We start from the raw sequence: 12,296 nt of genomic DNA on the forward strand, positions 1-12,296 counted from the left end.
CGCCCGTGCCTGAAGGTCTTGTGTCCCCCATGCCTGTCCGCCCTACTCTCACCGATGATGTTCCAGCGCTTCCTGCCTTGGAGCGCTCCGCCGCCCAGGCATTCCGGCAGTTGCCGCATCTCGCCTGGCTGGCCGACAGCGACGTGATGAATGAAGCCGAACACCTGGCATTCGTGAGCGAAGGTTGCAGCTGGGTCGCAGTGGATGACCAGGGTCAGGTACTGGGTTTTCTCTGCGCCAGCATTGCCGACGACGCCTTGCACATCCATGAGCTGTCCGTGCGGCAAGAGGCCCAGGGCCAAGGCTTGGGCCGGCGCCTGCTGGACCAGGCACGGGCTGCCGCTCGCCTGAAGGGCCTGGCCTGGCTGACCCTGACCACCTTCGACGATGTCCCCTGGAATGCCCCGTTCTACGCGCGCTACGGCTTCGAACCCATCCCTGCGGCACGCTTGGACGCCCGCCTGCGCGCAATTCTCGCCAGCGAGCTGGCCCATGGCCTGGACCAGCGGTGCGCCATGCGCCTGCCGATCGACGCCTGAGCCCTGTTTTCATCCCCCTGGCCATTCACGTAGAGTCTGAACACCCGCGGTAACGGACAACCCGATGGACAAGTACGCCCCCCGCCAGTGGCTGCCACACGAAAAGCCCAGCCTGCCCGGTTCGCCCTCGACGCCACTGCACGCCCCGGCCAAGCGCCTGGCCTTCGGCGTGGTCGGCCTGCTGGTGGCCATCACCGGCGGCCTGGGCAACGCCCTGGTGGTGGCCAACTTGCCATTTCTGCAGGGCGCCCTTGGTGCCACCAGCGCGGAGATGGCGTGGCTGCCGGCGGCCTACGTGATGACCAACGTGTCGATGAACCTGTTGCTGGTGAAGTTTCGCCAGGAGTTCGGCCTGCGTGCCTTCACCGAAGTGTTCCTGGTGCTCTACGCACTGGTCACCCTCGCCCACCTGTTCGTCAACGACCTCAATTCGGCCATCGCCGTGCGTGCCGCCCATGGCATGGTCGGTGCCGCGCTGAGTTCGCTGGGGCTTTACTACATGATCCAGGCCTTCCCCGCGCAGTGGCGGCTCAAGGCGATGGTCCTCGGGCTGGGCGCCTCGCAGTTGGCCGTCCCTTTGGCCCGGGTGTTTTCCGAAGATCTGCTGCAGATCGCCGAGTGGCGCGGGCTGTACCTATTCGAGCTGGGCCTGGCCCTTGCAGCGCTGGGCTGCGTGTTGTTGCTCAAGCTGCCGCCCGGCGATCGCTTCAAGACCTTCGAGCCACTGGACTTTCTCACCTTCACCCTGATGGCCAGCGGCACCGCCCTGCTCTGCGCGGCGCTGTCGCTGGGGCGCATCGACTGGTGGCTGGACGCGCCGTGGATCGGCGTCGCCCTGGCCGGCGCCATTGCCCTGATCCTCTCGGGCCTGGCCATCGAGCACAACCGCAGCAACCCGTTGCTGATGACCCGCTGGCTGGGCAGTGGCGCGATCATTCGCCTGGCGCTGTGCGTGATCCTGATCCGCATGGTGATTTCCGAGCAGTCCACCGGCGCGGTGGGTTTCCTCCAGGCGCTGAACATGGGCAACGAGCAGATGCGCGCGCTGTACGCGGTGATGCTGCTGGGCGCGATCACCGGCCTTGCCACCAGCGCGTTGACCATCAACCCCACGCACCTGGTACTGCCGCTGTTCATCTCCCTGGCCGCAATGGCCACCGGCGCGTTCATGGACAGCGGCTCCACCAACCTGACCCGCCCGGCACAGATGTACCTCAGCCAGTTCCTGCTGGCCTTCGGCAGCACCTTCTTCGTCGGCCCGTCGATGGCGCTGGGCATCAGCCATGTGCGCGCCAACCCGCGCAACCTGGTGAGCTTCTCGGTGCTGTTCGGCATCTGCAACAACCTCGGCGGCCTGATCGGCTCTGCGCTGCTGGGCACCTTCCAGACGGTGCGGGAGAAATTCCACTCCAGCCAGCTGATGGACCGCCTGAGTGCCCTGGAACCCCTGGTCAGCGCCCGGGTCCAGGGGGGTGGCGCCGGTTATGCCGGGGTGCTGGCCGACCCTGCGCTGCGCAACGAGGCCGGCATGCGCCTGCTGGCCAACGCCGCGACCCGCGAGGCCAATGTGCTGGCCTACAACGATGTGTTCATGCTGATCGGCGCCATCGCTATCCTGACCATGATCTGGATCTTCATCCGCAGCTTGTACCTGCGCTATACCCACTCCACCAGCGGTGCCTCCAACCGATGACCCAGGAAACGCCAACGACCACCACCACCGCCATCGCCGAAACCCCGGAAGGCAGCGCGCCCCCGAGCGAGCCGACCAGCCCGGCGCGTACCCGGCGGGTACGCCTGCTGTCATCGCTGAGCTTCGCCGCCGTGGCCCTGGCCGGCATCCTGCTGGTGCTCTACGCCTGGCGCCTGCCGCCATTCAGCAGCGCCATCGAAAGCACCGAGAACGCGCTGGTGCGCGGCCAGGTGACGATCATCGGCCCTCAGCTGGGCGGCTACATCGTCGAGGTGCCGGTGCACGACTTCCAGTTCGTCAAACAGGGCGACCTGCTGGTGCGCCTGGACGACCGCATCTACACCCAACGCCTGGCCCAGGCCGTTGCCCAGCTCAAGCAGCAACAGGCGGCGCTGGCCAACAACCTGCAGCAGCGCAACAGCGCCGAGGCCACCATTGCCCAGCGCCAGGCCGCGATCGCCGACGCCGCCGCCCAGGCCGACAAGGCCCGCGCCGACCTGCAACGCAACCAGGCGCTGGTAAGCGACGGCTCGGTATCACGCCGTGAACTGGACCTGAGCCGCGCCAGTCAGGCCGCCGCCGTCGCCAGCCTGGCCCAGGCCAGGGCCGCACTGGAAATCGCCCGCCAGGACCGCGAAACGGTGGTCGTCAATCGCGCTGCGCTGGAAGCTTCGGTGGAAAACGCCAAGGCCGCTGTGGAGCTGGCCCGCATCGACCTGGACAACACCCGGGTCAAGGCGCCACGTGACGGCCAGCTGGGGCAGATCGGCACCCGCCTGGGCGCCTACGTCAACCCCGGTGCGCAGTTGATGGCACTGGTGCCGGACACCCTGTGGGTGATCGCCAACCTGAAGGAGACGCAGATGGCCAACGTGCGCATCGGCCAGCCGGCGACCTTCACCGTCGATGCGCTCGATCATCTGAAACTGCGTGGTCACGTGCAGCAGATCTCGCCGGCCACTGGCTCCGAGTTCGCCTTGTTGCAGGCCGACAACGCCACCGGCAACTTCGTCAAGATCGCCCAGCGCATCCCGGTGCGGATCACCGTCGATGGCGACCAGCCCGAGGCCAGGCACCTGCGGCCAGGGATGTCGGTGGTGGTGAGCATCGATACCCGGGAGGCGCAGTAAGCGACGGGTCCGACGGCGCCGGGGCGGAACCAGCAGAGTATGGCTGAACACCCACCGTTTGCCGGTTGGCCGCCAGTCGGTGCCAAAGGCAGGCTTTGCCAAACAGCGCACAGCACGGGCGATATGTCGTCGTGCCACGATTGCGGCCGCTCTGGCCCGCGGGTTCTAATCCTGGCCTGCGCTCCACCCAGCAATTGGCAATACAAGGAAGCCTTACAATGGACAGGAAGATCATACCGCTGGCGTTGCTGGCGACCCTGGTCGGCTGCTCGGACAACCAGCAGCCCCGCGAAGCCGACCTGCGCCAGGCTGCCCAAGCCTACCTCGACAGCCAGTACCCGCACTGTTTCGTGATCAGTGCCTTCCCCACCCGCACCCGTGACTTCGATGTCGAAGGCACCAACCAGGCCCTGCACGCCCTGGCCCAGGTCGGCGTGGTCAGCGAACGGGAAGTTGCCCGTACCGAAGTCCCTGAGCGGCTGTGGCAGCCGGCACGCACCGACATCTACTACGCCTACGACCTCACCGACGAGGGCCGCCGCTACTACAAGGCCGATGCAAGGCGCAAAGCGAACGGCACCAGCACCGGCGGGCTGTGCTTCGGCAAGGCCCAGGTCACCGCCATCAACAGCGTCGGCAAGCCTACCGAACAGGATGGGCGCAAGCAGTCGCAGGTGAGCTACAGCTACCAGGTGAACGAACTGCCGACCTGGGCCAGCGACGCGGCGGTCCAGGCCGGCATCGCAGGCCTCGGCCAGGCGGCCGCCAGTGCTGCCAAGCCGCTGGAGGAAACCCGCGCCATGGTGCTCACGGACCACGGATGGGTGCACGAGCAACTGCTGGCCAACTGATCAAGCTGTTAATCCTGGGAAAATCTGCGCACGCCATCCTTGCCTCAACCCGGCCGCCTGGCGGCCGTTTTTCAGGTCAATCGATGGAGACCCCAGTGATGAAAACCCTAACCTGTGCACTCGCCCTGCTGGCAACGATCTCGGCCACCTCGGCCTTTGCCGAAGGCGGCGCCGACCGCCTCAAGGAACGCAGCGACCAATGGGCGCTGCAACGCCAGCAGGCCGAGCAGATCGCCAAGGGTGACGCCCAGTCACCCGCCCAGCAGCAAGCCCAGCAGACCCAGGACAGCGCCAACACACCCTCCAGCTGATAGGCCCCTTGGGCATTTTTGTTCAATACCCGCGCCGCGGCCTCGGGCAGGATAGCCGCACTATCCTCGCCACAAGGAATCCCCCGATGAGCCTGACACTGTCCATGGCGGCCTTCGCCCTGGCCGCCTCCATCTCCCCCGGCCCGGTCAACATCGTCGCCCTCGGCAGCGGCGCGCGCCATGGCCTGCGGGCCAGCATCGGGCATGCGGCCGGCGCCACCCTGGGCTTCTGCCTGCTGCTGGTGCTGGTGGGGCTGGGCGTGCATGAGCTGCTGCTGCGCTGGCCGTTACTGGGGCAGCTGTTGCATTGGGGCGGTGTGCTGTTCCTGCTGTACATGGCTTGGAAGCTGGCCAGCGACGACGGCGCACTGGGCGCCGAGGATGGCAAGCGGGCGCCAAGCGCCTGGCACGGCGCGGTCATGCAGTGGCTGAGCCCCAAGGCCTGGCTGGCGGCCGTGGCTGGCATCGGCGCCTATACCGGCGGCGAGCAGCAGCTGCTGTGGCTGTTCACCTGGATCTACGGGCCGATCTGTTTCGTCTCCGTGGCCAGTTGGGCCTGGGCCGGCAGCGTGATCCGCCAGTACCTGGCCGAGCCGTGGCGGATGCGTCTGCTCAATCGGGTGCTGGCAGGGTTGCTGGTGGCAAGCGCGGTGTACCTGATGGTATGAGGTTGACGGTTCGGGCCCTATCGCGGGGCAAGCCCGCTCCCAGGTGCTATTCAGCCTTTGCGATAGTGCCCCGGCGTGGTCGCCAGGTGCCGCTTGAAAGCTCGCTGCAGATGCGCCTGGTCGGCAAATCCGGCTTCCAGCGCCACCTCGGCGATGGCCCTGCCGGCGCGCAACTGCGCCCGGGCATGCTGCACCCGCTGGTCGAGCAGGTAGGCGTGCGGCGATAGCCCGAAGCGCTTGCCGAATGCCCGGGTCAGGTAGGCCCGTGACAAGCCTGCCGCAGCGCAGATGTCCTCCAGGGTCAGCGGATCCAGACGGTGGGTGCGAATGAACGCGGCGGCCATCTCCAGGCGTGGATGCGACTGTGGGTGACACGCAGCACCGCCCTCGAGATAACCTGGCAGCTCTACGAAGAACGTCGCCAGCCGCTCGGCCTTGTCCTGCGCCTCGCTGTCGAGCAGCCCGGCGAACAGGTCGAGCAACCGCCCGTACAGCGCAGGCGACGTGCTCAATGTCGCTGCCGGCAGTTCGAACCCTCGGGCCTGTAACCACGGCAAATCAACGAACAGCATCAGGTAGGACCAAGGCTCGCCCTGGAGGGGGTTGCAGGTGTGCACCACCCCTGGGTTCATGAGCACCGTGGTCCCCACGGCCACCTCATGCCGTGCATCACCGGTCAGGTAAGTGCTGCGCCCGCCGGTGATCACGCCGATGGAAAAGCTCGCGTGGGAATGCGCGGTGTAGCACACCTGGCGGCCATCCCCGACCAGACGGGCCTCGACGAAGGGCAATGCCGGATCACGCCAGAACCGCGAGACCTCGATCATCGCCCCGCCCTCATCCTTCGCCGCCCTGCACCACCACCAGCAACTGCGCCTGGCGCTCGCCGACCGAACGCAGGCGGTGCGGGGTCTGGGCATTGAAATGCAAGGCGTCGCCGGCCTCCAGCAGCACCCGCTCGCTCATGAAGTCGACCTCCACCTGCCCCTCGTGGACGAACAGGAACTCCTCACCCTCGTGTTCCTTGAAGGTCGGGTCGCTGAACTCGGTCGGCGGCTGGATCAGAAACGGCAACAGGCTGCGCTGGCCGACCTGCGAGGTCAGCACCGCATAGCCCGGCCCCTCGCCACCGCCCACCAGCGCCTGGCGCTCGCCGCGGCGCACCAGGCTGTAGCGCGCCTGGCCGTCGTGCTCGCCGTCGAACAGTTCCTCGACATTGACGTTCAACGCCCGCGCCAGCTTCAGCGCCGCAGCGATCGACGGCGTGTTGAGGCCACGCTCGACCTTGGACAGGTAGCTCTTGGTCATGCCGGATTTCTCGGCCAGCTGCTCAAGGGTGATGCCCAGTTTCTTTCTCAGCAGTTTCAGTCGGATAGACATGTGAAGCGGGTTTCCCGAACAAACGCACTTGCGCATGACACTTTGTGTCATATAGGATTATTTGTGTCATCTGATGGTTCGCCCCCTCACCGTCCAAAGCTCGGGGGCGAGCCAGCCCTGACATCCGTCATCACGCCACAGAGGAAAGATCCCCATGGCCAATACCCTTACCCTCAGCAAAGACCAGCTGGTGCAAAAGGCACTGACACAGATGCAAGGCTCGCTTGCCGATAATACGTGGACTGTGCGCGAAAAGCTGGCCCTGACCTGCCGAATTCTCTTCGATAACGGCCACGACTCGGGCCTGGCCGGGCAGATCAGCGCCCGTGGCGCGCAACCGGGCACCTTCTACACCCAACAACTGGGCCTGGGCTTCGACGAAATCACCGCCAGCAACCTGCTGCTGGTCAACGAAGACCTCGAAGTGCTGGAGGGCGAAGGCATGCCCAACCCGGCCAACCGCTTCCACAGCTGGGTGTACCGCGCCCGCCCCGACGTCAACTGCATCATCCACACCCACCCTACCCACGTCGCCGCGCTGTCGATGCTGGAAGTGCCGCTGCAGGTCTCGCACATGGACCTCTGCCCGCTCTACGAAGACTGCGCATTCCTCGAAGCCTGGCCGGGCGTGCCGGTGGGTAACGAGGAAGGCGAGATCATCAGCGCCGCCCTGGGCGACAAGCGCGCCATCCTGCTCTCGCACCACGGCCAGCTGTCCACCGGCACCAGCATCGAGCAGGCCTGCGTCTACGCCCAGCTGATCGAACGTGCCGCGCGCCTGCAACTGTTGGCGATGGCCGCCGGCACCATCAAGCCGATCGCCCCGGAGCTGGGCCGCGACGCCCACGACTGGATCGACCGGCCCAAGCGCCACGGCGCCGCCTTCAACTACTACGCCCGGCAGGCCCTGCGCAGCCACGCCGATTGCCTGAACTGATCCCTTTACGCCTTGCTTGCGGAGCCTTGCACAATGACTAATCAATTCCACGGCATCATCGGCTACACCATCACCCCGTTCAGCGCCGACGGCGAACAGCTCGACCTGCCCGCGCTGGGCCAGTCCATCGACCGCCTGATCGCAGACGGCTCCCACGCCATCGCCCCGCTGGGCAGCACCGGAGAAGGCGCTTATCTGAGCGACAGCGAATGGCAGCAGGTCGCCCAGTACAGCCTGGAGCGCATTGCCAAGCGCGTGCCAAGCATCGTCAGCGTCTCCGACCTGACCACCGCCGGCGCCGTGCGCCGCGCCCGCTTTGCCCAGCAGCACGGCGCCGACGCGGTGATGGTGCTGCCGGCGGCCTACTGGAAACTCAGCGAAGCCGAGATCGTCCAGCACTACCGCGCCATCGGCGCGGCCATCGATTTGCCGATCATGCTCTACAACAACCCGGCCACCAGCGGCACCGACATGCCGGTGGAGCTGATCCTGCGCATCGTGCGCGAGGTGGACAACGTGACCATGGTCAAGGAAAGCACTGGCGACATCCAGCGCATGCACAAGCTGCAACTGCTCGGCGAAGGCCAGGTGCCGTTCTACAACGGCTGCAACCCGCTGGCGCTGGAAGCCTTCGTTGCCGGTGCCACGGGCTGGTGCACGGCGGCGGCCAACCTGATTCCCGAACTGAACCTGCGGCTGTACCAGGCGGTGCAGAACGGTGAGCTGGAACAGGCCAAGGCGCTGTTCTACCGCCAGTTGCCGTTGCTCGACTTCATTCTCAAGGGCGGCTTGCCGGCGACCATCAAGGCTGGCCTTGAGATGACCGGGTTGCCGGTAGGCGAGCCACGGCGGCCGGTGTTCGGGCTGGATGCCGAGGGCCGCGACAAACTGAAGACGCTGCTCGACGCATTGCGTCAGGGCTGATATCAGCGACATACCTGTGGGAGTCCGCTCCCACAGGTACTCTACACACTTGAGAACTCGACCCCGAATCCGGAGAATGCCCCCGACCCAAACGACCAGAAGCCATGGAAAAGGATCTTTCCAGTGAACCAGAAACAACGCGACACCCTCAGCAAGTTCCTCAGCTACGTACTGCGCCACGCCCCCGAATCCATCGAATTGTCCCTCGACCGCGACGGCTGGGCCGATGTCGACGCGCTGATCCACGGCGCCGGCAGGCAAGGTCACGCCTTCGACCTGCACGCCTTGCGTGAAGTGGTCGAGACCAATGACAAGCGCCGTTTCACCCTCTCCGACGATGGCCGCCGCATCCGCGCCGCCCAAGGCCACAGCAGCAGCCAGGTCGAAGTGCGCCACGTCGCCAAGGCGCCACCCGCCGTGCTCTATCACGGCACCGCCAGCCGTTTCCTGGCCTCCATCGAAACACAGGGCCTGATCCCGGGCAGCCGTCACCATGTGCACCTGAGCGAGGATCCGCAGACTGCGTTGACTGTGGGTAAGCGCTATGGCCAGCCGGTGCTGCTCACGGTCGATACCCAGGCCATGTGCGCAGCGGGAGCAGTGTTCTATCAAGCGGACAACGGTGTCTGGCTGGTAGACCAGGTGCCGCCGGTGTATCTGTCACGCCAGGCAGAAGAATAAGCCTGCAAGGAGCGGCCTTGTGCCGCCCGACCAGTTTAAAGGGGGCCAAGCGTTTCGTTAGTAAAGTACCGCGTATCCTTATCAATCGCGGGCTCCATCCCGCCATAAAATACAGGTATCGAGAAACGACCCGCCAAGCCCGACACATATGCATGCAGCGCCTGCATGATATCGCGCAGGTCGTCAGAAGGCGTACTGTTGAAGGAGAGTTCAATATCGAGGCGATCTTCCCACTTGATGACTCGTAGCAGCACCAACGGCAGGCTCACCTTACTGGATACATTGAATTCCCAGAGCCGCAGGCTCAGACATACCGACTCACCACTACCGTGCAATCGCTGCGTCACCGCCTCCAGGCTCTCCCCTCCTTGAACCTCGGAGTCTGCCGACAGCGAAAGATCAGAATGCGTTTTCGCCGAAGCCACGATCACCTTGAGGACAGCTTGCAACGCCACATCCGGCACGTGTTCCAACATGACTTCGTACACGACAGTCCCCCTTTCGGCCTATGAGGAGTATTTGCAAAATATTCACTTCTTAAGAGATTCGCAAGCGCACCGAATGCAATGATCCACCTGCTCCGCGCTGAGATAATAATCGGGATCGCCGCGCAATAAATCCTCATTTTCTGTAAAAGCGTCAAGATTGCCGAACAATTCGTCCAGCACAAGATAGACATCCTCGGGCAACACCCGCGACTCATTCTTGAACCGCCCAAAAAACACCTCAACAAACTGGCCCAAGGTACATTTGTCCGATAAATACTCTTCCATCAGACTAACATAAGGCAGCGCCACCTCACTCATACTCATCCCCTTTGCCAAGGTCCTCAAAAGCATATTTTAGGCCAAGACTTACCCCCTCGATTAAATTTCACTTGATGTACATTTGCACCGCACCCAACTCATTCTTCATCCCAAAAATTTCCCGGCGTTACATAAGCGCCGTCCTTTAGGACCTCACACCAACCAAAATACCGATGAAACATTTTCAGATCGACTATCAGATAACGATCTCCCTCCAGCGACGCCAGGCTGATTTCTGAGAGCGCATAGTGAGAGTACTCTCCACCTGTCCCTGGGATAACCCGCTGTTCAAGAGCCGTCCTGTCCCACTCCGTTACCGTTCCGCTGACGACTGGCAAAGGATCGAAAAACTCGATCTTAAAAGTCTCCGAAACTCTACAAAGGCAGGGGAGATATCGCAGCTCCAGCAACCTTTGACTTATAAGGTCTTGCTCAAAACAAATCGTCAAAATCATGTTTTCAACGCGCTCCTTGGCACGACTACTTCACTTGCATGAAATATTGAACTCCATGTGGGTCACGTATGGCTACAAGAGACCCCATCAGGAAATCGAAAAGCATCAAGCCTGGCCGTAAAGAAAGGCATGTCTGATGCTGCTCAGCCATTCCGCCAGGCTGACACTCTCGGAGTCCGGAGCGAAAAAGCATCCAACTTTGCATGTTACTAGATGTTCGAGATCATCGATGGAAAGCTTGGATGCCAAGAGGACCTCTATCTCCTGCGCTCCTGCTAACAGAGTGGCTTGCGGTTCATGCTTCAGCATGTCGGCTAAAGCTTCACTACTGTCAGTGTATTCTTCCGGCCAATCTTGATGAAAATAGCAACCAAGTAAATGGATGAGTACGGGAAATTCCATGATGTTCTTTGCCTCGGGTCCTCTGTGTCCCACAAAGGAGACTGATTTATTTCCACGCACTAATTTTGACGAGCCCTCTTCCCGCGCTAGACGTCCTTACCAAGGCCGAGCACCAGACGTCACCGCCATCTTGACCCTGCAACGGCAAAATTAGAGTTGGAACAAATTAATCTGTCCCCTTTCTACCCAAGCGACGAATCGGTCCCGCTTGGGCAAACAAGAATGTTGCGCTCAGGGAAGGTAATTCAAACCGCCATCCTGATCACACCTGCGAGTCGGGCGAGTTACTCTGGTCGTAGCTGAAAAAGGTCTTGACCTGCCCCCCCCCGTCGGTAGGAAAGGGTGAACGCGGTCCAGTGATCGCCTCGCTGGGCGGCGCTTTGCCGCAATTGTTTCACCAGTTTGAAGATCACCGCGCTATTGAAGTCCGTTTCAACATCCGTGATCTCAATGCCATTTCGCTCTGCCGTGAGCTGTGTTTCAACCCAGCTCTCTCCTACTTTGACCTCGTACTGAAACGCGTCATAGCCATCAACAATACCTTGATCGAGTATCGAGAAAAGCTCCTTAACAATGGATAGGTCTTCAGTAATCATCATTTTTTTACCGGTGGTGTATTGGGTTCGTTGTCAAACATTCGCGTCGTCTTGCGCCCGTTGATGGTGTAGGTAACCTCCAGGGCGTCGGGCCTCAACACGTTAGGATTGCTGCGTATGAAGGAGACAGTGGTCGGCCCTACCGTTTTTGTCGGATCGTTCAGCGCACGCTTGATCTCGTGCTCGTAGAAGACTTTAAGATCAAAGACATCTGTCCCCTTTTCTGCGCCCAGCTTCCAGCGCATGACTTCCTCGCCGATACCTTAAGCAACGGACTTCAACGTCGTCTTGTGCCATGCAAAGCCAGAAAGTCCAAAATTCTTCAAGTACGTCCTCATCCGAAACGGATTCTACGCAAAACCGATCTTAAGCGGTTCAAGCCTTTGATCAGTCATTTGAATTCCTGAGCATCCCACCCACTACTACCTCAGTTCTTTACCAAATAACCATGAAACCCCTTAAAACACTTCATGTCTAAGCAGCTTAAACCCCGCCTGCCTCATGACTTCCTCTAAAGCAGATGAGCGATCCGTAGCATTTATATAAAGCAGGACCTTATAGCCCGGATAATCTTGCTCTACCGCACCACCATCAAAAGGATCAACATTCAGCTTTATAACAAAGCTCTCTGCATCACCCCCACCCAACATATAATAAATACCTCCCTGGTAAGAGCTATCTCTTTCCTCGAAAATTCCCCCCAAAACTCGTTCTACATTAACTTTCGCCGAGAGAAGACCTAAATCTTTCGCCCCATATAAATCATACGCAACAGTCATTTTGGTAAGCTCACACTCGGTGCACGACTCGAGGCTGTTGCCGCAGAGTCATAAATCATGAAATTAACTTCACGCCCAGCCTGGGCGCTAAGCTTACTCGACAAATCCTTTAGACCAAGTGCCTGCAAGTCTCTCGAACTCAAC

Annotated in this window: 18 protein-coding genes; 9 read left to right on the forward strand and 9 right to left on the reverse strand. The window is 61.8% G+C overall.

All coding sequences use genetic code 11. The features are described from left to right. Positions 1-29 precede the first annotated feature (29 nt). The 6 genes from OH705_RS21735 (at position 30) to OH705_RS21760 (ending at position 5,192) form a co-directional block, all read left to right on the forward strand. The gene (locus OH705_RS21735) at positions 30-539 is read left to right on the forward strand and encodes a GNAT family N-acetyltransferase (RefSeq protein ID WP_110604610.1); all 510 of its coding nucleotides are present in this window, start codon (positions 30-32) and stop codon (positions 537-539) included. A gap of 64 nt (positions 540-603) precedes the next feature. Next, on the forward strand, positions 604-2,232 hold the full coding sequence (locus OH705_RS21740) for an MFS transporter (RefSeq protein WP_046855478.1): 1,629 nt from the start codon (positions 604-606) through the stop codon (positions 2,230-2,232). After that, positions 2,229-3,362, forward strand: a complete 1,134-nt coding sequence (locus tag OH705_RS21745) for an HlyD family secretion protein (protein WP_267302961.1) — start codon at positions 2,229-2,231, stop codon at positions 3,360-3,362. Before OH705_RS21740 ends, OH705_RS21745 begins: the two co-directional genes overlap by 4 nt. A gap of 218 nt (positions 3,363-3,580) precedes the next feature. After that, a complete protein-coding gene (locus OH705_RS21750; protein WP_023632648.1) occupies positions 3,581-4,213 on the forward strand; it encodes a hypothetical protein in 633 nt (210 codons plus the stop codon). A gap of 98 nt (positions 4,214-4,311) precedes the next feature. Then, positions 4,312-4,524, forward strand: coding sequence for a hypothetical protein (locus OH705_RS21755; protein WP_023632649.1), 213 nt, complete (start codon positions 4,312-4,314; stop codon positions 4,522-4,524). 86 nt (positions 4,525-4,610) lie between these two features. Then, positions 4,611-5,192 carry a LysE family translocator gene (locus OH705_RS21760; RefSeq protein ID WP_232888135.1) on the forward strand — a complete coding sequence of 194 codons (582 nt, stop codon included), beginning with the start codon at positions 4,611-4,613 and terminating at the stop codon, positions 5,190-5,192. Positions 5,193-5,242: 50 nt separating this feature from the next. Here the strand turns inward: OH705_RS21760 and OH705_RS21765 are convergent, their stop codons facing one another. After that, the gene (locus tag OH705_RS21765) at positions 5,243-6,019 is read right to left on the reverse strand and encodes a helix-turn-helix transcriptional regulator (RefSeq protein ID WP_160291135.1); all 777 of its coding nucleotides are present in this window, start codon (positions 6,017-6,019) and stop codon (positions 5,243-5,245) included. Between the two features lie 10 nt (positions 6,020-6,029). Further along, positions 6,030-6,572, reverse strand: a complete 543-nt coding sequence (locus tag OH705_RS21770; protein WP_038706211.1) for a helix-turn-helix domain-containing protein — start codon at positions 6,570-6,572, stop codon at positions 6,030-6,032. Positions 6,573-6,726: 154 nt separating this feature from the next. On the opposite strand from OH705_RS21770, the gene OH705_RS21775 reads away from it, so the two are divergent. From OH705_RS21775 to OH705_RS21785, 3 genes are all read left to right on the forward strand, one after another. Next, positions 6,727-7,509, forward strand: coding sequence for an aldolase (locus OH705_RS21775; RefSeq protein ID WP_046855471.1), 783 nt, complete (start codon positions 6,727-6,729; stop codon positions 7,507-7,509). A 33-nt stretch (positions 7,510-7,542) separates the two neighbouring features. Then, positions 7,543-8,433: a dihydrodipicolinate synthase family protein gene (locus OH705_RS21780; RefSeq protein ID WP_104443790.1), complete on the forward strand. Its 891-nt coding sequence runs from the start codon at positions 7,543-7,545 to the stop codon at positions 8,431-8,433. A gap of 123 nt (positions 8,434-8,556) precedes the next feature. Then, positions 8,557-9,114: an RNA 2'-phosphotransferase gene (locus tag OH705_RS21785; protein WP_267302962.1), complete on the forward strand. Its 558-nt coding sequence runs from the start codon at positions 8,557-8,559 to the stop codon at positions 9,112-9,114. A gap of 35 nt (positions 9,115-9,149) precedes the next feature. On the opposite strand, the gene OH705_RS21790 is transcribed toward OH705_RS21785, so the two are convergent. The 7 genes from OH705_RS21790 to OH705_RS21820 all read right to left on the reverse strand — a co-directional run bounded on the left by OH705_RS21790 (position 9,150) and on the right by OH705_RS21820 (position 12,152). Beyond that, the gene (locus OH705_RS21790) at positions 9,150-9,602 is read right to left on the reverse strand and encodes a hypothetical protein (protein WP_267302963.1); all 453 of its coding nucleotides are present in this window, start codon (positions 9,600-9,602) and stop codon (positions 9,150-9,152) included. Between the two features lie 42 nt (positions 9,603-9,644). Further along, entirely contained in the window at positions 9,645-9,920 is a 276-nt protein-coding gene (locus OH705_RS21795; RefSeq protein WP_267302964.1) for a colicin immunity domain-containing protein, read from the reverse strand. A 98-nt stretch (positions 9,921-10,018) separates the two neighbouring features. Next, positions 10,019-10,375 carry a hypothetical protein gene (locus OH705_RS21800; RefSeq protein ID WP_267302965.1) on the reverse strand — a complete coding sequence of 119 codons (357 nt, stop codon included), beginning with the start codon at positions 10,373-10,375 and terminating at the stop codon, positions 10,019-10,021. A 105-nt stretch (positions 10,376-10,480) separates the two neighbouring features. Then, on the reverse strand, positions 10,481-10,777 hold the full coding sequence (locus OH705_RS21805) for a contact-dependent growth inhibition system immunity protein (protein WP_267302966.1): 297 nt from the start codon (positions 10,775-10,777) through the stop codon (positions 10,481-10,483). 284 nt (positions 10,778-11,061) lie between these two features. Beyond that, positions 11,062-11,376 (reverse strand): hypothetical protein, encoded by a 315-nt coding sequence (locus OH705_RS21810; protein WP_267302967.1) that lies wholly within the window; start codon positions 11,374-11,376, stop codon positions 11,062-11,064. After that, a complete protein-coding gene (locus tag OH705_RS21815; RefSeq protein ID WP_267302968.1) occupies positions 11,373-11,618 on the reverse strand; it encodes a hypothetical protein in 246 nt (81 codons plus the stop codon). The genes OH705_RS21810 and OH705_RS21815 overlap by 4 nt, the downstream gene beginning before the upstream one ends. A gap of 213 nt (positions 11,619-11,831) precedes the next feature. Further along, positions 11,832-12,152: a hypothetical protein gene (locus tag OH705_RS21820; protein WP_267302969.1), complete on the reverse strand. Its 321-nt coding sequence runs from the start codon at positions 12,150-12,152 to the stop codon at positions 11,832-11,834. Positions 12,153-12,296: the final 144 nt, after the last annotated feature.

Origin of the sequence: Pseudomonas sp. BJa3 (assembly GCF_026343815.1) — a bacterium.
GTDB lineage: Bacteria > Pseudomonadota > Gammaproteobacteria > Pseudomonadales > Pseudomonadaceae > Aquipseudomonas > Aquipseudomonas soli.